General features: G+C 67.9%; 16 protein-coding genes and 3 pseudogenes. 9 read left to right on the top strand and 10 right to left on the bottom strand.

Annotated elements, in window-relative coordinates:
• Window positions 1-7 precede the first annotated feature (7 nt).
• Window positions 8-154 (top strand): hypothetical protein, encoded by a 147-nt coding sequence (locus AS857_RS39895; RefSeq protein ID WP_160330208.1) that lies wholly within the window; start codon window positions 8-10, stop codon window positions 152-154.
• Window positions 155-204: 50 nt separating this feature from the next.
• On the opposite strand, the gene AS857_RS11090 is transcribed toward AS857_RS39895, so the two are convergent.
• Window positions 205-816 carry a DUF6461 domain-containing protein gene (locus tag AS857_RS11090; RefSeq protein ID WP_144440774.1) on the bottom strand — a complete coding sequence of 204 codons (612 nt, stop codon included), beginning with the start codon at window positions 814-816 and terminating at the stop codon, window positions 205-207.
• 239 nt (window positions 817-1,055) lie between these two features.
• On the opposite strand from AS857_RS11090, the gene AS857_RS11085 reads away from it, so the two are divergent.
• Window positions 1,056-2,141 carry a hypothetical protein gene (locus tag AS857_RS11085; protein ID WP_058042943.1) on the top strand — a complete coding sequence of 362 codons (1,086 nt, stop codon included), beginning with the start codon at window positions 1,056-1,058 and terminating at the stop codon, window positions 2,139-2,141.
• Window positions 2,142-2,213: 72 nt separating this feature from the next.
• On the opposite strand, the gene AS857_RS11080 is transcribed toward AS857_RS11085, so the two are convergent.
• The 4 genes and pseudogenes from AS857_RS11080 to AS857_RS37430 form a co-directional block, all read right to left on the bottom strand.
• The gene (locus AS857_RS11080; RefSeq protein WP_245699762.1) at window positions 2,214-2,363 is read right to left on the bottom strand and encodes a hypothetical protein; all 150 of its coding nucleotides are present in this window, start codon (window positions 2,361-2,363) and stop codon (window positions 2,214-2,216) included.
• 108 nt (window positions 2,364-2,471) lie between these two features.
• A complete protein-coding gene (locus tag AS857_RS11075; RefSeq protein ID WP_058042942.1) occupies window positions 2,472-3,101 on the bottom strand; it encodes a hypothetical protein in 630 nt (209 codons plus the stop codon).
• A 132-nt stretch (window positions 3,102-3,233) separates the two neighbouring features.
• Window positions 3,234-3,399 (bottom strand): annotated as a pseudogene (locus AS857_RS40330) (IS5/IS1182 family transposase); the annotation flags it as partial.
• A 259-nt stretch (window positions 3,400-3,658) separates the two neighbouring features.
• Window positions 3,659-5,326 carry a mycolysin gene (locus tag AS857_RS37430; protein WP_245699760.1) on the bottom strand — a complete coding sequence of 556 codons (1,668 nt, stop codon included), beginning with the start codon at window positions 5,324-5,326 and terminating at the stop codon, window positions 3,659-3,661.
• Between the two features lie 792 nt (window positions 5,327-6,118).
• Here AS857_RS37430 and AS857_RS11065 point away from each other — a divergent pair.
• On the top strand, window positions 6,119-7,297 hold the full coding sequence (locus AS857_RS11065; protein WP_058042940.1) for a hypothetical protein: 1,179 nt from the start codon (window positions 6,119-6,121) through the stop codon (window positions 7,295-7,297).
• Window positions 7,298-7,311: 14 nt separating this feature from the next.
• Window positions 7,312-7,494, top strand: a complete 183-nt coding sequence (locus AS857_RS11060; RefSeq protein ID WP_144440773.1) for a hypothetical protein — start codon at window positions 7,312-7,314, stop codon at window positions 7,492-7,494.
• Window positions 7,495-8,407: 913 nt separating this feature from the next.
• Here the strand turns inward: AS857_RS11060 and AS857_RS11055 are convergent.
• From AS857_RS11055 to AS857_RS39890, 4 genes are all read right to left on the bottom strand, one after another.
• Window positions 8,408-10,240, bottom strand: coding sequence for a hypothetical protein (locus AS857_RS11055; RefSeq protein WP_058042938.1), 1,833 nt, complete (start codon window positions 10,238-10,240; stop codon window positions 8,408-8,410).
• A complete protein-coding gene (locus AS857_RS11050; protein WP_058042937.1) occupies window positions 10,233-10,694 on the bottom strand; it encodes an ABC-three component system middle component 2 in 462 nt (153 codons plus the stop codon). Before AS857_RS11050 ends, AS857_RS11055 begins: the two co-directional genes overlap by 8 nt.
• Window positions 10,691-11,788, bottom strand: a complete 1,098-nt coding sequence (locus AS857_RS11045; RefSeq protein ID WP_063804225.1) for an ABC-three component system protein — start codon at window positions 11,786-11,788, stop codon at window positions 10,691-10,693. The genes AS857_RS11050 and AS857_RS11045 overlap by 4 nt, the downstream gene beginning before the upstream one ends.
• A 954-nt stretch (window positions 11,789-12,742) precedes the next feature.
• A complete protein-coding gene (locus AS857_RS39890; RefSeq protein ID WP_160330207.1) occupies window positions 12,743-12,898 on the bottom strand; it encodes a hypothetical protein in 156 nt (51 codons plus the stop codon).
• A 268-nt stretch (window positions 12,899-13,166) separates the two neighbouring features.
• Between AS857_RS39890 and AS857_RS11040 the strand changes: the two are divergent.
• From AS857_RS11040 to AS857_RS40235, 5 genes and pseudogenes are all read left to right on the top strand, one after another.
• Window positions 13,167-13,725: pseudogene (locus AS857_RS11040) on the top strand (IS3 family transposase); the annotation flags it as partial.
• Between the two features lie 540 nt (window positions 13,726-14,265).
• Window positions 14,266-17,235, top strand: coding sequence for a CHAT domain-containing protein (locus AS857_RS11035; protein ID WP_144440772.1), 2,970 nt, complete (start codon window positions 14,266-14,268; stop codon window positions 17,233-17,235).
• Window positions 17,225-17,599, top strand: coding sequence for a hypothetical protein (locus AS857_RS11030; RefSeq protein ID WP_058042935.1), 375 nt, complete (start codon window positions 17,225-17,227; stop codon window positions 17,597-17,599). The genes AS857_RS11035 and AS857_RS11030 overlap by 11 nt, the downstream gene beginning before the upstream one ends.
• A 16-nt stretch (window positions 17,600-17,615) precedes the next feature.
• The gene (locus AS857_RS11025; protein WP_144440771.1) at window positions 17,616-19,208 is read left to right on the top strand and encodes a CATRA conflict system CASPASE/TPR repeat-associated protein; all 1,593 of its coding nucleotides are present in this window, start codon (window positions 17,616-17,618) and stop codon (window positions 19,206-19,208) included.
• Window positions 19,209-19,496: 288 nt separating this feature from the next.
• On the top strand, window positions 19,497-19,937 hold the full coding sequence (locus AS857_RS40235; RefSeq protein WP_058042933.1) for a hypothetical protein: 441 nt from the start codon (window positions 19,497-19,499) through the stop codon (window positions 19,935-19,937).
• Here the strand turns inward: AS857_RS40235 and AS857_RS11015 are convergent.
• Window positions 19,895-20,681, bottom strand: a pseudogene (locus tag AS857_RS11015) (Rossmann-fold NAD(P)-binding domain-containing protein). The gene AS857_RS40235 and the pseudogene AS857_RS11015 sit on opposite strands and share 43 nt — an antisense overlap.
• Window positions 20,682-20,756 lie beyond the last annotated feature (75 nt).

Genomic DNA, 20,756 nt, shown 5'->3' with positions numbered 1-20,756 from the left:
AGGGCTTTTGAATAACCCTCCTGGCAACGAATACTACGGCGGCAAGCCCCTGCACCGGGAGGCAGACGACAAGGCGGTCAGATCGGGCGGCGGCCTCTCCCGCCACTACGTCAAGAACCGCATCCTTGACGGCTCCCCCTTCTGCGTCTACTAGCCTTGGGATGACCAGCGGGTCGGACACTCCGTCCGGCCCGCCGGCCGCATTCAGGGCCGGATCCTCACCGCCGGGAGATCCTCGAAATCCAAGCTCCGCGGCACGCCAAGCCCCCAAGCCTCCAACTCCTGGAGCACACGCCCCGTGCGGTCCTCCGCCTCGAGCAACCCGGCAATGGAGAAACCCTCAGCCTCATAGCCGTCCGGGTGGAGCGGGTCGTATGAACAGATGACACGGCCATCCACCGCACAGGTCAGCCACGAAGCCGAATTAACATTCCGTCGAAAGCAGATCAGCCGGGTACCAACCGAGGCACGCTCGACGAGAGCCTCATCGTTCAACGCAGCGCCAAAGCTCTCGATGGCGTAAGCCCACCCGAAGGTCTCACCCGCCCTGGCCACCTCGCCGCCATCCGCAACGAATCCGCCGGACCGGAGCTCCTCCAGATCGAGGCCAACGCTGTCGAGGTCGTCCTCGTCCTGGTAGTGGTTGAACAAGTCGATGGCCTCGGCCTGCTCCCGGCTCATCGACCGGATCGCCGCACCATCAGCCCCCAGTCTTCGCAAGAGTCCCTCGGCAGTTTCATCCGCACAGAAGATGACGGTGAAACCGTCACTGTAGGACTCGGTGAGCCAGGTGACTCCATCACGCGCACCATTCATGAGCGGAGGCTACGGCCCTGCACTGCCGCGAGGAAGCGACGGTGATCACATCGGGGCCTTCAGCGCTTAACAGAATGAGGCCGGCCGACTGCGACCGAGCTCTTCAGTTGGCCAGTTGAGAGGGTGGTGGCGCGCCCACACCGTCCGCCCAGCCGATCTCACTGTCAGCTCTCTGTGTCATTATGCGGACGCGTCCCAGAGGAGTGGGCCGCGGACTACTGATTGCCAGGGGGCTGGGGATGGGCGCGGGTACGGAGCCGGACGGCTCGTCCAGGTCCGACGAGGAGTGGGAGCGGTTTCTGCGTGAGTCGGTGGCGGGTGCCGCCGACGCGCCCAAGGAGCCGTCGGCGCGGGCCCGTGACGTGGCAAAGCGGCTGAGCGTGGAGCCCGGCCGCGGCCCGGAGGGCTGGCGCAGCTACGCACCCGTGCGGCCCAGGCGGCGCACGGGCTGGTACGTGGTCGGGCTGCTGGCCTTGCTGGTGCTGCTGGTGGTGGCGATCGCGCCGGGGCGGGTAGTGGACTTGTTCGCCGGCGCCGACTCCCCGCCGTCGGCGGCCGGCCCGACCCGGGTACCTGCGGGGGCGGCCCAGCGCCCCACCGTGGACGAGCCGTTCCGCGGCTCGCCGGCGGCGGGCTGGGCGAGTGGAGCGGCGGGGATCACCGTGCCGAAGGCCGGTGCGGTCGGTTGGATGAGCGCGGCCGAGGTCGAGCGGGCCCTTGCCAGCAGCCGGGACTTCCTCGTCGCGTCCGGTCTGGACCGCGGGGTACTGCGGGGCGAGCGTCCCGAGAAGGCGATTGCGCTGATCAACCCTCACCAGAAGGACGTCCAAGACCTTCTGAAGACCGCTTTCCGGACCCCGGACGAGAAGAACGACCCCCTCCTCCTCTTCAGCCGCTTCCAGCCCTCCCGCACCCGTCTGGTCGGCGACGTCGTGAAGACCCAGGGCCGGCTCACCTACCGGGAGGGCGAGCGCGGCGCGCTCCAGGTGACCGCCGACGTCACCTTCGTCTACCCGGTCTCCCGCGCGGACGCGGGCGGCAGCGACGACGAGATCGTGCGCACGATCGTCCGGCGCGAGCTGGTCCTGAACTGGGACGACCCCGGCAAGGTGATCACCGAGCCGGGCACGTTCTCGATCGTCTCGTACAAGTACGACATGACCAACGGCGGCTGCGGCGCCCCCACGGGCTACTTCACCCCACCCTTCGGCACGGACCGCCGGGCGGACGGAACCGGCACGGAGATCGACCCGTACGACCGCAGCACACCGGTCGGGCGGAGCGAGTCCTCCGGGGACGAGTGCGGGAGGGCTACGCGGTCCTAGCGGGCGTTGCTCGGTGGAGGCCACGAAACGCCCCGCCGATTCCTCGACGGGGCGTTCCAGAGGGTTCTGTACTCAGCCTGACGGAATCGTCGCGACCGTCACCTGTCCATCCATGAGGCATTCGATGAGCACCGAACCGCCGAGCGGGTGGATCCAGAAGTGCGGCCCGGCGTCCAGGATGTCCCGTGCATGTCGCACTGCGACGTCCGCAGGCATGGTCACGGTTGGCATCGCATGATTTCCCCAGATGATGGCGACCCGGTGACACGGGGCGCTCGCTTTGCAGAGTCGGACGGCGGCCTGGTGAGTACTTCTCGGGCCTGCGGCCCGTCAGTAGTACCGTGGTCCGGAGTCGGTGGCTCGCACTGGCTGGCCGTAGCCGGACGGCTTCTCCCCCTTGTCGACCACTTCGCAGACGTACTTGGACTGGGTGCCAAGGGGCGCCAGAACGGCCTTGGGGATGTCGTTGCACAGGGCGTAGTCGATGTAGTCACGGTAGTTGCCGTAGAGCAGGCGGGCGACGCCGTCGCGGGTGAGGATCCCCTGGCGCGGGATCGCTTTGTACTTCACCGTGTTGAAGAGGGACTTCTCGCCGATGGTCACGTTCCACTCCACCTCCAGGCCCTCGTAGGTGGTTTTGCAGGTCGCCTTCGTTCCACTGTTCGAGGAGATGTCCGCCGGGCACTCGGCGGTGATCTTTCCCGGTGCTCCGGCCATCTCCAGGGTCTTGCGGCGCAACTCGTACTGAAGGTTTTCGCTGAACGGAGCATCGGCAGCCGGGGACGGCTGCAGCTTCTCCTCGGGCAGGGTCGGCGGCTTCTCCAGCCTCTGCGGCAGCATGGTGACCGATGGCTTGGGCTTGGCGCTGTCACTGTTCCCGCTGGACTTCTCGCTCCCGCACGCCGCGGCGGCCAGGCACGCCGAACCGGCTATGAGCACTGACAAGATCTTCGATTTCACAGCCGCCAGCCTAATCAGGTGCTCGCCCGCGCCGGGCTCGGCCCACCTCGCCCACGAACGAGTGAAGTCCCAGCCCCTTTGGGTGGCGTCCGTTATGGTCCGGGGCGGCAGGACACGCACGCCGATCGCCGACAGTATGCCGCACAGCACCTGCCGGTCAGGCAGCCGCTTGCGGCCCGGATGCCGGAACCTGCGATCCCTGCGCGGACAGCAGCGGCTCGATCCGCTCCCACAGTGCGTCCGACACGATCCACGGCGATGCCCCCACGAGTCGAACAACGCTCAACCCGCCCGGCAGACACGATGTCCAGCCTCAATCAACGTCATTCTGCCAGCCGTTGGAGAGCCGTGCCGGATCCTTCGCCGTGCCCGGTACAGCCCGGATCGAATTCGTCATTGCCCGAACGGGGGAACGGCCCATGACCAGGGGAGACGTGAGGTGCCTGGAACGCGGGGCTGGAACGCGCGTGGGGAACACCAGCCCGCCGGGAGCGCACTGCATGTCCGCGTAATCCGGGCCGCTGGGCGGCGGCCCGGACCGGGCAGGTGCTGATCGGTCAGTACTGAATGGTGTGGTTGTAGAGGATGTTCCGGGCCTTGGAGCCCGTGTCCAGGCCGTAGTCGGGCCGGTCGGTGAGGAAGTACTCGCGGAAGCTGGACTGCCAGGTCTTGGTCATCATGGTGTTGCTCTTCGTCCAGCCTCCGTCGACCTGGGACCACAGGTCGACCAGCGCGGTGGCCACGCGTGCCTCGCAGGCGTCGCCCTGGTCGATGCCGGTCGTGGTGCGGTCATTGGCGAGGTTCAGGGAGCTGCCGTTGCCCCAGTAGTAGGTGGTGTCGTTGAAGGTGTGGAACGCCACCGCGTTGGCGAAGCCTTCGGTCCAGCCGCAGCTGGTGGAGGATGTGCGGTTGACGTAGTGGGGCGAGCAGTTGGTGACGTTCGGCCACCAGCCGTTGTAGAGCTTGCCCATGAGGGCGTGGCCCGCCTCGTGGACGGTGGTGTGCTCGGAGTCGGGGTCGTTGTCCGCGAGGTAAATCTTGTCCTCGCCGGCGGTCCAGTACGTCCCGTCGGTGGAGCCGGGGTACCACTGGACGGTGATGGGGGTGCAGCGGTTGTCCTGCTGGCTGCCGGCCCAGCAGTTGGTGGTGGATCCTCGGTTCCACCACAGCTTGTTGAGCGTGTCGAGGGCGTGCCAGGCCCGGCTCTGCCCGGCGTTGGCGTACACGCTGCCCAGGCCGGTGCTGCGGGAGACGTTGTCCAGCGCATACGTGGCGGTGCTGTAGAGGCGGCCGTTGCCGTCGATCACGGACCACATCCGGCCCGCCTGCGTCTGGAACTCCACCCAGAGTTTGGAGGTGACGGAGGTGGTGGGGGTGTAACAGAGGTTGAACGCGCCGTTTCCGTTTCCGGTCATGCCCGTGGCGAGCTTCTGTGTACCGCTGTTGGCGGTGGGCCGGCCCCACAGGGTGATGTTGGCGTTACTGACCGGTTCGTCTCGGTTGGCCTTGCCGTTCCAGCTGCCGCCCTCGGCGGACTGGAAGCGGTTGCGGAAGGTGCCGCTGATGCAGACCTGCGCGGCGACGCCGGCCGAAGGCGAGGCGAGGCCGGGGGTGCGGGCGGGTGCAGGGGCCTTGGGGGCGATTGGGCGTGCCTTGCGGTCGTCGCTCACAGGGCCGTGGGCGTCCGACGTCGCGGCGGCCTTGGTGATCGCGATGCCCTTGATGGAGGAGCCCTTGGTCCTGCCGACGGTGAGTTCCACTGAGCCGTGCCCGGCGCGGCGCGGGTCCGGACGGTCGGTGTCGCTGATGTCCGCCTGGATTTGTACGGGGCCGGCTGCGATCGCCGTGACGTCGAGCGTGAGGGTGCGGGTGCCGGGGGTGAGGGCGAGCGTCCGGCTGGTGCGCTGCCCGAAGGCGTCCGTCGTGGGGGCGGTGAAACCGGGGCTCTCGCCCGTCAGACGGAGCGCGGGCGGCAGTTGGACGGACAGACCGGCGTGCTTGACGTCCGTCTGCGCCTTGAGGTTCACGGTGAGGGTGGCCCGCTCGCCCACGGCGGGCAGCCGGTCGAGGGAGGCGGTGACGCCGAGACAGCTGAGGGGTGCTTCGGAGTTCTTCTCCGCGGGGCGGATCGTACAGGCGGCGGCCTGGTCGGGGGCGGCCGCCGAAGTGGTCGCGGTCGCGGACGGTACAGCGACGGCTGCCAGGCAGGCGACTGCTCCTGCCATCGCGGTCAGAGCGGCGGGTCTCGGGAAACCCATGCGGATGCGGGGTCGTATTCGGGTCCGTACTCGGGACATCGACATGCCTTCCTGCGACGTGCACGGCCGATTCGGTGCATGTCGGCAGAGCTGTGAGGGGGGTTGGGTACTGGCCCAGGAGTGCTGCGGCGATGAATCATTGGCCACAGCAATACTTTGGGTAACAGTGGCCGGAACCCTATACCTCGTGGCTTGTGCATGTCACTGGTTTCGGCGGTCCGTCCTCGTGACGCAGCCTGCCGGCGGCGGTAGTTCGCGATGTCGTACGTTCTCCGGATCGGCCGCCGAGGGCGGACGGCGGGTGTGCACGCTCCTGTCCGGTGCCGGACCGGGCGGTGGGGGAACGAGCCTGGGGGGCGACGTGACGGACCTGGAGGGTCCGGCCGGGCGGCGAGACGCGGGTGACACTGGAGCGGTTGCTCTCCGTCGTGGGCGTGGGCGCCGTGGAGTTGCACGCGGCGCCCGAAGGCCTGAAGGCCACAGTCACCGGCGTGAACGTGCTGGACTTGCTGGAACCCGTGATCAGGCCTCGGGAGCTGCTGCTCGCCGTGGGGGTCGATCCGCGCTCAGCCCAAGGAGGTGACGTCGTGCGCCGGGCGGGCGAGTCGGGTGCGACGGGTGTGGTGTTCGGGCCGGGGCGGCCCGAGCCCGGTGCGGCCGAAGCGCTTCAGGCGGCCGCCGAGAGCGGTGGTACGGCGTTGCTCTTCCGTACCGCCTGGTGCACCTGGGCGCATCTGGTGGGCGTGCTGCGGGCGGGGCTTGCCTCGGCGGGCGTACCAGCCGGCGGGGCTCGAGGGGCCGAGCCTCGGGGACCTCAACTCGCTGGCCGACGCCGTGGCGGCTCTGGTGGGCGGTGCGGTGACCATCGAGGACACGGAGTCCCGGGTGCTCGCCTACTCGTCGACCGAGGAGAACGTGGACGAGCACCGCCGGCTGACCATCCTCGGTCGCCGTGTCCCGCCGTGGCGGGTGGCCGCCATGCGAGAGGCAGGGTTCTTCCAGGCTCTGTGGGCCGGGGACGACGTACTGCACCGGCCGGCCCACGGGCAGGATCCGGAGCGGCTGGTGGGCGCCGTACGGGCGGGCGGGGAGGCGCTCGGCTCGATCTGGGTGGCTGCGGTGGCCGGCCGGCCGCTGGCGCCCGACGCCTCCGAGGCCCTTCGCGCGGTGGCCAGGGCCGCCGCCCACCTCCTGCATCACCGTACCCACAGTTCGGACGATCGCCTCGTTGAGGACGCCGCCCGCGCGCTGCTGGAGGACCGCGGGTCCGTCGAGGTGCTCGCCGAACGGGCCTCGCTGCCGCCGAGGGAGCCATGTGCCGTCCTCGCGGTCGGCACCGGGGTCGCGGGGCACGGGGGGGGTGACATCTGGTGGCCCCACGGCAACGCCGACCAGGCCGTCGCCGCGTACACGGCAGCACGATCCGAGGCGGAGCACCACGGCGTCGCCGGTGAACGGGCAACCACCCAGGCCCACCTGGCCCTCGCCACCACCTTCGCCGACCCCACCCGGGCCGACGACGAACTCCTCCTCGCCCAGCAACTGCTCGACGGCCTCGACCTGCGCGCCACCACCCTCACCACCCAGATCGCCGCCCTCGTCCGCGACGCCGGCACCGACGACGTCGAGGACCGCGCCCACATCCTGCGCACCGAGATCGACGTCGCCGGCCTCACCGCAGCGCTCCAGGCGACGCTCGAGCTCGCCCTCGCCTTCCGCCACGCTGTCCGGGGATCGCACCAAGCCCTGGCCACCGCGATCAGCCGGCTCAGGGAACTGACCCGCGGCGGCGACTACGCCTACTACGCCGACATCGCCGCCTTCATGGGCGACCTCCCGGCCGAGGCCGGCTCCCCGGTGCGGTGGATCGACGGGGGAGCAGCCACCCGCGACCGCTGGCGCGCCCTGGTCACCGCCCGGCGCGGGGAGACCAGGTGATACCCCTCGCCATCATGGCGGTCGCCCTGGCAACCATCGCAGTCACCGCGGCCCTCTTCGTGCGCTCAGCCCGCACCGACACCACGGCGGCGCAGCAGCGCGCCAGCCAAACCCGCGACAAGTTCTGCACCGCCGTGGAGAACGGTCGCGTTGCCCTTCGCTTACCGACAGTGATGAAGGCGCGGTGCTGGCCTTGACGAGACTGCCGTACTACAGACCCGGCAGGGCGCGGAGTGCGCCGAGGGCCGCGGCTTCCCCAAGAGATAGCCGATATCACCGAGGGCGCCAGGTGGATGGTCGCCCTGACCTGATCAGCGGCGTGGCGACTGGTTGTTTGATTACGAACCCATGCAAGGTGGCGGCATCCTCAAGAGGGAGAGCACATGGGCCAGGAGTCGCCGCCAAGTTCGGGTGCGCCAGATGGAGAGAGCCGTTCTGGCCAGTCCCGCGGTAACCGTTTGCAGAGCTGGCAAACTCTGTTGGCTGCCGTAGTTACTGCGGCGGCAGCAATTATCGGCGTCCTGCTCACAAAAGGGTCCGATGACTCGGAACCGTCGCCCGTCGAGTCCACCGCCGAGATCCGGCAGGAGGCATACATCACTAAGGTGTCGTCTGGACCGCACCCAAAGCTGCCCTCGCCAGCCGTGATGGTGCGCCTTGAGGGAATTTTCAAGAACCTCGGGCCTGGAACGGCCGTAGTTGGTCTCCTGGGGCCTGAGATGGCAGCTGGCAATGGAGAACGGTGGGTAGTTGCCAACGCCGTCCTGGACAGAAGCCGCAGCACCTGGACGGTAGATCTCCGGCTGCAGCGTCCGGCGAAGAAGATCTTGTACCAAGTCGGCACAGCCTCGGAGGACCTTTGGAAGGAGTGCACTGCCGAAACGGAGTGCCTCGCCAGCCCCCGTGAGCCCCGCAAGAGCAGCCCACCAGATCCGGAGCTTCCCGCCAACCCGCCCGTGGAGAGAGACAGGGGAGCACCGGAATCCCCGGTCGACGGGCTCACCCCGACGACACCCCTCACCGATGCCAAGACGGGCCAGAAGTACCCATCGCGCCCTCCCGGCCAGGACTGACTGAATCGCGTACCTGCGGCCGGATGCTCTCCTGGCGTCAGTGCAGGGCTGTGGGGAAGAAGCCTGCTCGCCGACCTCTGGCTCCGGTGAAGTGGTAGGTGGTGGCTTCCGAGAGCACCTTGGTCGGCGGGTCGCCGTTCTCGATGACGATGGCTTGGCCGGGAAAGGACAGCATGTCTTTGTAAAATCGGTCGACGACAGTGGAGGTCAGTTCGACATCGGGGATTTCGTCGGGTTCTGGATCGCGGTAAGTGACCACCGGTGAGTCCAAGACGACGAAGCCGAGGTGGTGCAGGTCTCGGTCCATGCAGAAGCGTGCCAGCGCTGTGGTGAAAGCCGAGTGCAGGACGGATCGCACACCCTTGCCGCGTCCCGCCCGCGTGCGTCCGCCCGCGCGGATCTCGGCGTAGTACTGATCATATTCCGCGTGATCGACGCCCGGGACCTGCCATGCGTTCAGAGTCTGTTGGAGGATCGAGTCGAAATCGCCCAGGATGCTCGTCGAGATGTGCTGAGTGGGACGTGTGGACGAAACAGATCCTTCACCAACCAGGCGGGAGCGCTTCTCGTCGAGCTCTGCGATGCGTTCGTGCAGCTCGAGTTCCCGCTCGACAGTGGAGCGCTCCTCCACAAGCTCTTCGACGTCCGATCGTAGAAGGGTGATGCCGCCTTCCAGCTCGGTGATGATCTGGTCCCACACACCGATGTCGGACTGGGCCTCAACTCGGCGATTCACGAGGGTTGCCTGTTCGCCGTCCAGGTCGGCGATCGTGGGCAGCAAGTCGCCGAGCAGATCCGACGTCTTGACGGCCTCTGCCTCCACGGCAGTGTGGAGCTGAGTGGTTTCCTCCGCACCGTGGTTGGGCTGTTGATGCTCACGTTCTGCACCACAGAACACGCAGGTGCCTACCTTGAAATAGCCCAGGATGCTGCCCACTTCGTTGACCATTGCCAAGCGCTCCAGATCCGAGCGGTACTGGGCCTCCAACAGCCGAAAGCGGCCCAGCAGGTCACTGACTTCGGTCAGTCGCTCGTCGAGGGAAGCCAGCTGTCGGGCGGTTTCCATACGGGAGTCGACCGCTTCGCGGTGGGATTCGTTGACCTGGCGAAGCGGGCCGGCCTGATCCTCCAGCGCTCCGCGGATTCGAATGAGCCGATCGCGCAGTTGGCGGCCGTTCTCCTGCCTGGTGAGTTTGGACGACAGGTCGAGGACGAGCTGGTCCAGGAGCTGCACCTTTCCCTTGTGGACGCGGCGCTGACCGGCATTGAGGCCGGTGTCCAGGGCCGGATCTCCCTCTCCGGTGACCAGGAACCGCATGACGGACAATTCTGCGGTGCGGGTAGCGGCCGTGCCGGTACGCAGCACCGGCGGCACCTCACCGACCATGCGGTTCTCGGTGACCAGGGACAGGTGCACCAAGTCGGTCAGCGCGAGAGGGCGGGTACCGCCCGCTTCGTTCTTGCGGATCAGGATCTCGTCCAGGCCCAGCGCGCGCAGCAGATGAATCGACAGGCTGTTCTTGCTGCGGACATTGTGGACCGCGGTGACCGTCGCATCCGGCGTGCGGAACACCTGATCGCGCAGATCCTCGTTGTACAGGTGGATGCTGTTGCTGTCGGGGGCGCGGACCAGGGTCAGGGGGGTGCCATCCGGCATGAGCAGCCCCAGAAGAATCTGGGTGTAGCCGTCTGCCTCCGGCACCATCGTCAAGTCTACGCCGCCCAGCATGTACTCAATCGACTTGACGATGAACGACTTGCCGGTGTCGGAGGTGCCGTAGATAACGGTCAGTTCCGGGCCGAAGACGATTTGCGCCGGGGGAACATTGGACCCGGCATAGGTGAGATGGGTCAGTTGCAGCTCAGTCACGACGGCCCTCGAATGGCGTGGATGAGGACATGGAGTCGTTCAGCAGAGCCGCTGTGGCGGCGCGTACGTCGGTCTCCGGTGCCCAGTGATGCACGGCCCACTCGGCCCGCTCGCGCAGCCGCCCTACATAGGGGGCCTCGAGGATGTCGACGAAGGCGGGCCCGCGCTCGGTGGCGCGGTAGACCAGGCCGGTCTCGTCCGCCTCGACGCCGGCGAGCCCGGCACGGATCAGTACCAGCAGCGCTTGCTCCAGCACGGTGCGCTTCATGCCCAGCTCGCCCGAGTGACCAGGCAGGGACGGGTGCAGGCTGGGAGGGCCGTCGAGGTCACCGCTGTGCAAAACAGCGTGGTCCAGCACGGCCAGCTGCGCCAGATCCAGTGACTGGGGGTGGCTCTCTGCCAGCAGCACCAGCGCCCGCACCCCGATCTCCAGCGGGCTATTGAGCGGGTTCACGCGGCTCCCCCTTCCTCACACCATGTCAGCCGACCATCGTTCGCCAGGTGATGGCATACCCCCTTGCGGTCCAGGGGCCTCACGTACCGGCTGAGAATTGTCTCGGTCAGAGCAACAGCCCCGGCCGCTTCGAGGACCGCCTGCAGACGGTCCCAGCCAAGTTCGTAGCGTCCGTCGGACACCTCTACCGCAATGGTGTGGACATCGTCCAGAACCGCGTTGAAGTGTCCCTCGGGGTAGGCGTCGCGAGCGAAGCGACGCAAGGATTCAGCGCTGTAGAACGCCTCGCGCTGACGCCGCATATGATCGCCAGCCTTGGAGTGCTGGGCGATCAGTTCCAAGGTGTCGGCCGCGTTCTTCCAGCGCTCGGCATACACCTTCACCAGCTCTTGGACGTAGCGGATCTCGCCGGGATCGTATTGTTCCGGAGGCTGCAGAATGGCAGGGCGCTCGTGCATCTCGTCGACGAAGCGGGTCGCCCAGGCCGGGGTGGCTTTGTGCTGGGCGAGCATCAGGTCCATGTCGACCGGCACGAACATGGAGAAGTCCGTCTGCCCGGCCAGCTCCGCAACGCGTAGCCGCTCCTCGGCCGTCAGCCGGGTGATGACCTCATCGGTGGTTCCCGTCAGGTCTTGGAGGAACGTCGCGCGGGCCTCGCTCGGCTTCGCGAGAGCCTGCCGTAGTGTGCGGGCGATCACGGGGGCAACGAAGACATACTGCGTCGGCCGGATGAAGTGCCCCAGCACCACACCGGCGAACATCTTCCGCATCTCAGCCGAGGCAGTACTCCATCCCAAAGCGCTCTTGTAGCGCTTGCACTGGTAGTTGTCCCACGGCCCTTCCAGGCCCTGCGGTGTGCGGTAGCCGGCCACATCGATCCCGTGGTCTCCGCTGCCGCCGTGCCGCTCCACTCGCACATACAGCGGATTCAGTGCCGGAACCCACTCCTTGACGAACTCCTCGAACTCATCCGGGTCATAGCCGAAGACCATCTTCTTGGGGCTCGGCATGGAGGGGAACTGCATCACCGGGCCCCTGAGCACCAGGGCCGGCTCAGCGGGATCTCCTTGTGGCGCACACGCCTGATCCGACATGTTTCCCCCCTTGAGTCCCCGATCAGTGCCGATGCAACGGCTGCGACAAGCGATATCACCGATGGATCAATCACGAAAGAGTCACCTTCAATGCACCGACAGTGATGTCTCGGGTGTCCATGTCGTCCTCATGAGGACGTCGAGGGCAATGACAGGCCTGGTTCAGGCGGACGCCCGTTCGACCCGGATCAGGCATCCGCGACAAGGTCTATCCCGGCGACCGTGAGGCCCGGACGCCTGTTACAGCCGTGAACAGCCACAAAACCGCTGGCCAGGGCATATCTCGGGGTGCAGAATCAGCGGCATGCCGCGCTTCTTGTGTGACCCCTGCAGACAGCCCCTCACCGGACAGGTCACCAAGATCAAAGTCCCGCCACCAGTCCCACCATCGGAGATCCCCGGTGTCCGGACACGACCGGCGAGGGTGCCCCGCGGCACCTATGCCCCGAACTTCCGGCTGGACGAGTTCGATAGCGATCCCCCCGGCTTCGTCGTCCATCCTGACGACGTCCTTGGGACCGATTGGCACCCCGACACCATGCGATTGATCGGCTGCTGCCAGGGCCCCGCTGGCGGTGACGGTCTCAACCTTGTCTGCTCGGGATGCGGAGCCGAAGTGGCCACCCGGCAGGCAGACTGCTACACCCAAGACCAGGTGGTATTCGATCCTGCCGCAGTCTGCGTCTCCTTCACTGACAACTGAACTCACGATCTCTCGTCTCACCACCGGTGGCAGCCGCAGCGACGTCACCCGACTGATCCGCTGATCCAGGCCGTCCTGTCGATCCGCGGCAAGTGCAGCCAGCATCTGCGCCGCGTCAAGCACCTGTACGCCGATCGCGGCTATGACCACGAGGTCTACCGGGACAAGGTCCGCCGGTTCCAGATCATCCCGCACACCGCCGGGCACGGCACCGGGCACGGCTCCGACCTCGGCGTGTAGGTGGTGTCCGACTAGGGGCTGCCGACCTTCGCCGACAGGGGCGCCAGCTGGCGGTACGTCGGGCGCCCGCACTGCTCGCGCAACCTGCGCAGTGCGATGGCGAATTCCGCCACTGGGCCGTCCGCGGGGTTGATGTCCCCCTCCTGTCGGCCCTGGTTGCTGACCAATGAGTCCTCCTTGAGCCAGCTTCTTGATGACCGGTCAATGACCGGGAGCCAAAAGTGTGGCGGGTCATCAAGCGCGCGGCAACAGTGCTGGTCGTCGAGCCGCTCGGCCGCCCGACCGGGCGTCACGGGGACGGGTTCGGCGCACCACGAAAGGAACACCATCGTGAAGATGCACGGACGGCGGATGGCCCGGGTGACCGCCTCGGTGATCGGCGCGCTCGCTCTCTTCGCCACAGGCGCGGTAACCGCCCCGCTGGAGGCACAGGCCGCACCTGTGGCCCCGGACGTGGTAGTGCGCGATTTCACCGCCGAAGCGCTCGACACCAAGTGGTACGGCGACATCACGTACATAGCCGTTGGCTCGACATGGCTTCATCTGGCCACCGTCATCGACCATCTGCTCACGCCGGGTGATCGGCAGGTCGATCGCCGACCACATGCGCACCCAGCTCGTCACCGACGCGATCGAGATGGCTGTGTCCGCCCGGGGCAGCCAGGTTCACGGGGGCGTCTTTCACACGGCCCGCGGCTCGCAATACACCTCGGCCGCCTTCGTCGAGGTCTGCCGCCGGCACGACATCCGCCGCAGCATGGGCCACATCGGCTCAAGCTACGACAATGCCCTCGCCGAGTCGTTCTTCCAGGGACTCAAGCGCGAGTCGCTCCACGGAAACCGCTCGACCTCGAAGGCGCGGACGCGACTGGAGCAGTTCCACTGGCTGTCGTACTACAACCGGCGCTGCCGCCACTCAGCACTCGGCTACCTCACACCAGCCGAGTTCGTACAGCAACGGATCACATCACGTACGGTGCCATTCGCCGCATGAAACCCGGTGTCCACTCCCAGGGATCAACCTCATCTCGACGCTCGCCCACCGCCATCGGCCTTGCTACTGACAGTCCGCGTATTCAACTGTCACGGGGTGTCCGCGCTGCTGAGCGCGCTGGTGACTTTCCGTGGTCCCCAGAGACCTATCGGCTCAACGTTCCGCCGTTCTCGTTGAGGGAACGCGTGGTCGTAGTGACCGAGAGCATCTACGACGACCGGGCAGGTATCTCAAGGAGTTACTGTCGGATGGCGGCGCCGCGGGCGGCTGCGGTCGAGTAGGTTCAACATTTAGTTGTCGATCAGCACTAGTTTGTCGCACGCCAGGACTTCTGCGTCCTGCCCGCGCCCTGGCTTCGGGGATACAGCGGCCTCGGGGCACTGTCTGCGCCGGCTGCGACCATACGCGCCAGTGTGCGACACCGTGCGCCCCTGCGCACGGAGCGGCTGTGGTGGTTCGCTTCTCGTCGGACCGAGCCTCCCGGGGACGGTCTACTCATCGCCGTACCCCGTCTCGTTCCCACTGGTACAGGAGAGCGTGTTGACTGCATCGGACCCTGCAATAGCGTTCCGGCTACGCCTCGACGCGGCTCTGGCCGCTGAGGACGCTGCGGCTCTCGCCATCCCGGACGCACTCGCCGCAGCCACGGCACTGGCCCGGACGGTCTTGACCGGGCTTTCGGGACTGGCAGGCTCGCGGCCCGGCGACAGCGATTCGTCAGCAGCGAAGTCAACGGCGGCGTTGCACCTTCTGGGCCTCTTCCACTGGTACCGGTACCTCGGGCGCGCTGACGACGACGGCCACCATCTCGACCGGGTGGCCGCGTCCTGGTGCTTCGCTGCCCTCGGACACCGGGCCGACTCCGGGATCCCCGCGGCCGCTCTGCCGGACGTCACCTCCGCCCGGGCCTCGCGCGAACCATCGCGGGCACCAGACGCCGATGTGGTGACGGCGCTACGGTCCCACCTCTACGTCCTTGTCGCGGAACTCCACCGCCTCCACGACCGGCGGCTCCTGGAGGGCTTCCTGCGCACCCTGTGCGCCCTGGCCGATCACCCCATGACGCGGCGCGGGTCCGATCAGGACGATGTCATGGATGACCTTGGGAACGCTGTGCTGCTCGCCGCCGAGCTGAACCTGAATGGCCGGCGGGACCTTGGCGTGGAAATCTTCCGCGAGATGCTTCTGCGTCCCGACGTCGACCCCCTCCTGCGCGCCCGCTACCGCCTCGTCCTTGCGCAGGCTCTCCAGGCACGCCTGGCACGCGTCGGTGACTCCACCCTCGTGCAGACGGCGGTCAAGGAAGCCGAGCTTGCGGAAGAGTTCCTAAGCACGACTGAGGATCTGCGGCTGCGCTACCTGGCGGCAACCACGCTCGGTGCGGCACTGCTCCGCCGGTACGAGCATTTGGGCACCCGCCCCGACATCGTCGACGCGGTCAAGGCCTTCACGCAGGCCGTGGACATCGCTGAGGGTACCGCGTACCACGCTGCGGCCGCCCTCTCCAACCGCGCCAATGCACAGCGGCTCGTGGCCCCGGCCTCGGACGCCGAGCTGTCCAAGGCGGTCAACGACGCCCGCGAGGCGGTGCGGATCAGCACGCCCGGCAGCCCCGGCCATCTCCGCTTCCTGGCGGTGCTCACAAACGCCCTGCGGATGCGCTATGACGCGTCCCACCGTATCCAGGATCTCGACGAGGCGATCGTCAACGGACGGGCCTGCGTCGAGGGCAGCCGTCTGGACACGCCCGACGGCGTCATCTTCCGTATCGAGCTGGCGAACTCGCTGCAGTACAAAGCCGAGGTCGCCAAGGTCCCGCGGCCCTTCCGGCGCGAGGCCGCCGGGCTCCTGAAGGAGGTGGTCTCGTGCCCCGCCGGGCATCTGAAGGTACGGCTGACCGCCGCCCGTGCCTGGGGTCGGCTCGCCGCCGAGGAGGAGGACTGGCGGACCTCCGAGACTGCCTACCGTATGGCTCTGAAGATCCGCGGGGCCATGAGTCAGACCCACCTGGAACCCGCCGACCGCGAGCAGGTGCTGACCCTCTTCGAGGACCTGGTCACCGACGCCGCCGCGGCGGCGATCGAAGCCGGCAGGACCGAGGAGGCGGTGGAGCGGCTGGAGGAAGGCCGCGGGATTCTGCTCGCCCAGATAGCCGACGACTGGGATATGGACGTCCTCGACCGCGCCCACCCAGACCTGGCAGAGGACCTCCGGGCCGAGGACCGCCGACGGCACGAGGCCGGCCTGCCCGGGGCTCCTGACCCGGAAGACGAGGACAAGCAACACGCGGAGTGCGCCGGGTACTTCGACGTACTCGCCAGCGTCCGGCAGAAGCCCGGCTTCGAGTTCTTCCGCCTGCCCGCCCCAGCCGGCATTCCGATGGGCCCTGACCCCGACCCCACCGTGCTGATCAATGTCAGCGGCCACCGCTCTGACGCTCTCGTCATCCATACCAAAGGCGGCAAGGACCACGTCGAGGTGGTCCCGCTGCCCGGGGTCACACCCGAGGAGGTGGACGAGCAGGCAGCCCGGTGGTGGGACAGCGACGAAACCGGTCGCACCGACCGCCTCGCAGAAGTCCAAGTGTGGTTGTGGCAGCATATCGTCGGCCCCGTTTTGGCCCACCTCGGACACGGAGACCCGGCAACGCCGCAGACATCGCGCTGGCCCCGGATCCACTGGTGCCCCACCGGCCGCCTGCCCCTGCTCCCCCTGCACGCAGCGCTCAACCCCAACACGGGAACGTGCGCGATCGACCGGGTCGTCTCCTCATACACTCCAACACTGCGCATGCTGCGCCAAGCACGCCGACGGTTGGCTGAGAGCGCACATACGAACGGCGGGTCGATCACCGTCGTCGCGATGGAAAACACGCCGCAACAGGAGCCCCTCATAGCCACCAGCCGGGCGGCCATCAGCATCGCCGCCGCATACCGCGTCAAGCCCCTGGTCGACAAGACCGCCAAGGCGGAGCGGGTGGCAACAGAGCTCGGCGAGAACGCCTGGGCCATCATCTCCGCCCACACCAAAGCGGCCGCAGACAACCCCAGCAACTCCGAACTCCTGCTCCACGACGCGCGGCTGAGCGTCGCCGAGATCAGGGCGCGCCGCTTCGGCAGCGGCCGTATCGGATGCTTGCTGCTCACCTGCCACGGCGGCTTCGCAGGCCACCGGTTTGTCAACGAGGTCGCACACCTGGGGGCGGCATTCCAGGTCGCGGGCTTCCCTCATGTGCTGGGCTCGCTCATGCCTGCACTCGCTGCCAACGCGGCGAGCATCGCCCGGCGCCTGTTCACCCCGGGGACTGCGGGTGCCCGCCCCCTGGACCGGATCGACCCCGCGCTCGCCCTCCATGACGCTGTGCGCGGTATACGACAAGTCCTACCGCGCGAGCCCCAGCTGTGGGCCACGTACATCCACTTCGGCCCGACACGGCCCGCTGCCCCGGAGCCCACGAAGTCCACTGACACCCGTGAAGTCCCACCGAAGGAGTCCTGCTTTGACCGATGACGACCAATCCGCCGCCTGGGACGCGCTATACGCCGAGGTTCTCACCTATCTGGACGTTCCGGAGGATTGGAAGCTGCAGGGCGCTGCATCCTGGTCCCGCGTAAACGAAGAGATCCGCAGTCTGAAGTCCGCCTTCAAGAAAGCTGCGCTGCCCGAGGCCCAGGACGCGTACGCGCGTCTGCTGAAGCTCACGTCCCCGCTCATGGCCCAGCCCGCTCTGGCCGGAGAACCCGAACCCGAGCAGCTCACCGAGCCCCCCGCGGACACCCTCGCGCTGGCCATCACCTTCATTAAGGACGTGTCCGCCTACCCACCCGGCACCGCGCAGCACACCCCGGGATCCGGCCCCGGCCTCGGTCACTGACCCGGTGACAGGCCTCATGCTGCACAGTCGAGCGCTCCTCGTCCTAGCCGTCGCCGATCCCGAGGATCCGCGGGCGGTCGCCGCGGTGCGGCGGCTCTGGGAGAACTGTGAGAGCTTCGCCATGCACGCCCCACTGGCGCGCTGGCACCTCAACGCCTCCTTCCCGACCCAACAGGAGCTCGCCGAGGAGCTCGGCCACACCCGGGGCGGCGGAACTCGGTTGATACGGGCACGCGAACGTCCCCGGGAGCCTGACGTCGGCAGACCCTCCGTGCACCAGGCGTTCCTGTTCGTTGAGCACGATGCGCTGGGGGTCATGGCCATGCTGGCCCCCGGCGAGGACGAGACCGACAGCTGGGCAGACCTGGACAGGCGGTGGTCCGAGCACCTCGGGCAGTTCCCCTCCGAACGGCTGCTCGGTCTGCACCACATCTACACGGCACTCGCTGACGCTCTGACCTCTGAGCCCGTCGGCACCCCGGGCGGAGACAGCACCCTGGCTTCCGAAGACGCCGTCGCAGCCACCGCCACTCTCCTGGCCCGAGACATCCCCGGCCTGCGGGACGGCCCCTGGCAGCGGCGATGGCAGCGGACCGCCCAGGGAGCACTGGTATGGCACCCCGAGCCGGGTAGGCAGGGCCGGGCCCCGGTACGGGACCGCCGTATCGCCGCGCTTGCCGCCACAGAGGCGGAAGGCCCGCTGGACCAGTGGCTCTGGCAGCCTCCCGACCGGCACACGCTGGCGCCGTTCGTGCGGTATCTGGTCCATGCGGGTATGATGCATCGTCAGATGACGGTCTATCTCGAAGGCCGCAACTTCGGTGAACTCCGGCTCCTGCTGACCACGCATTGCGACCAACTCACGAGATTGCACCGGCAGTTCATCGAAAACGAGTCCTCCGCACTCTTCGAAGAACTGCTGCGCTCCCAGGCCCTGCTCAAGAGCCTCCAGGTCGGCGAGACCGGCCTGGTCCGCACCCTGACCCTGCGCCGTTCGGCGCTGCGCACCGTGGAGATCGCACTCCACTCCATGGAAGAGGCCGTTGCGCTGCCCGCCGAGGTCAGGCCGTACTCCATGTTCGACGCAGACCGGCGCGCCGGCACCCGCTTCCGCCGGATAGTGGAGGACGACTGCGCATATCTGAGCGACGTTCGGGAGCAGGTAAGCGAGATCGTCCGGATCACCGAGACGACGATCGTCAGCCGACTCAACCGGCGTGAGCAGCGGCTGGCCCTACTGCAGACGGCGTTCCTCGGGGCGCTACTGATGGGGCTGGCGGCCGTACAGGCACTCACCTACCACGTTCCAGCGCCCGGCTATCTGCAGACCCCGCTCATCGCTTTTCTCTCTGTCCTGGCCCTAGCCGTGCCGCTGGCCGCCTCTCGCGTGGCGGCGGGCCGCGCCGCACCCCCGCCCGTGTCCGGGCCGCTCGCCAACGTCGATGCGGCGGTCGGTATCGCCCTGGGCGCAACGAGCGGCTGGCTGCTTATCACCGCGCTGCGGATGGTCACCGGCGCCGGGCCAACGCCGCCGTGGCTGTCCCTGGTGGCCGCCGCTGCTGCCGCCACTGCGGTCGCGGCCGCCGACCGGTACCGCCGACGGGCATAGGATGCGCGGCGCGGCGCGCCATGACCGATCACCAAGGCTTGCCACTCGAGCGGGCGTTGTGGCCACCGCCGCGATGGATGACCCGCGGTTCGGCACTGTCCACCGGGTCAAGACCGGCGGGGCCTGGATCTTCGCGACACCCGATACCACCGATAGGGCTTGGAGAACTCACGGGCGTACCTGGGCAGGGCCCGAGGGCAGGGTCAGAAGGCTTCCTTGCCGCGGTCGCCGTGGTCGCCGTAGTTGTTGAGGACCGTGGTGACGGCTCCGTGGCTGCGGACGGTGCCGATGTCGAAGTCCACTCTGCGTGCCGCCGGCGACGACCCTGCGCTCCGCGGCCTCACGCCCGTACTCGTCGACCGTGGAGGTGACGAGGGTTGTCTCGCCGCACATGAACCCACCCCGGGCCCTCGCCTCCAGGTCCGCCCCCTCGTCCTCGCTGAGTCCGTCGACGCCGGTCACGGCATCGGCGGCCACGACGTCGCCGCCGTCCTCGTACGGCTGCTGCGGGCGAGAGACGAAGGCCTCCGCGACCAGGCGGCGGACCGACTCGCTGCGCGGGGCATGCCAGGCGCCCTCCCGCTCCTGGTGGCGGGCCTGCTCCGCGCGGCGGGAGTCCCGGTACGCCTGGACAGCACGCGCCCGGCCCTCAGCGGTCGGCCAGAGGGCCACCGGACACCGTTTCGTCAGGCGTCCCAGACGCCGGTGGCCGCGGCCTCCTTGGCGTAGTCCGCAAAGTCTTTGGGATCTCGCCGGAGCGCTTCCCGGACGCCGTGCACCAGGCTGGCGTTGCGGCCGTCGACGACGAGGGTGAAGAGGTCCGCGAACTCCTCCGGCTCGCCCAGTTCGCGCAGTGCCGCGCGGTAGTCGTCGACGCCGACCGGGATGTAGGTGACGGTCCGGTCGGTGGCCGCCGAATAGTTCGCGGGCCACGTCGTGGAAGCTCAGCAGCCGCGGGCCGGACAGCTCGTAAGTCTTGCCGATGTGCCGGTCGTCGGTGAGGGCGGCGACCACCACGTCGGCGATGTCACCGGCACGACGAACGGCTCGACGGCGTCACCGGTGGGGAGCGCCAGCCGCCGGAGCGGACCGGGTCGAGGGATAGGCTCTCGCTGAAGTTCTGGTTGAACCAATTGGCGCGGACGACGGTCCAGTCACCGCAGGACGCCTTGAGGGCATCCTCGCTGGCCACGGCGCCCTCCTCGTCCCGGCCGGAAAGCAGCATCAGGCGGCGGATGCCCCGCTCCACGGCGAACACGGCGAACCGCCCGACCGCTTTCTTCGCACCGGGGAAGGCGAGGTCCGGGTGGTAGGTCACGTAGGCGGCGGAAACGCCGTCGAGCTCTCGCTGCCGCGCGAGCCGACCCGGGCCGAGCGGCCGAGCGCATGCAAGTGCTCGACGACGCGCCGTCCGGTCTTACCGGTGCCGCCGGTGACGAGGATGGGGGTGGTGTTCTGTCCTTGAGTGCTCATAGCATCGTTGAAGTCTCCCTACTGCAGGCGGTACATAGCTCCACGGCTCACTTTCATACGCCATCGTCTCGGCGC

Origin of the sequence: Streptomyces roseifaciens, assembly GCF_001445655.1 — a bacterium.
Taxonomy (GTDB): domain Bacteria; phylum Actinomycetota; class Actinomycetes; order Streptomycetales; family Streptomycetaceae; genus Streptomyces; species Streptomyces aureoversilis.
Note: the sequence above shows the minus strand (reverse complement) of the source record. Positions and strands in the feature narration are given on the sequence as shown.

Coding starts and splice junctions, on each gene's coding strand:
- AS857_RS11045 (WP_063804225.1), bottom strand. CDS start 11,788: ATGTCGGATCAGGCGTGTGCGCCACAAGGAGATCCCGCTGAGCCGGCC.
- AS857_RS11025 (WP_144440771.1), top strand. CDS start 17,616: ATGCTGCACAGTCGAGCGCTCCTCGTCCTAGCCGTCGCCGATCCCGAG.
- AS857_RS11085 (WP_058042943.1), top strand. CDS start 1,056: ATGGGCGCGGGTACGGAGCCGGACGGCTCGTCCAGGTCCGACGAGGAG.
- AS857_RS37430 (WP_245699760.1), bottom strand. CDS start 5,326: ATGGCAGGAGCAGTCGCCTGCCTGGCAGCCGTCGCTGTACCGTCCGCG.
- AS857_RS11090 (WP_144440774.1), bottom strand. CDS start 816: ATGAATGGTGCGCGTGATGGAGTCACCTGGCTCACCGAGTCCTACAGT.
- AS857_RS11060 (WP_144440773.1), top strand. CDS start 7,312: ATGGCGGTCGCCCTGGCAACCATCGCAGTCACCGCGGCCCTCTTCGTG.
- AS857_RS40235 (WP_058042933.1), top strand. CDS start 19,497: ATGTCGAAGTCCACTCTGCGTGCCGCCGGCGACGACCCTGCGCTCCGC.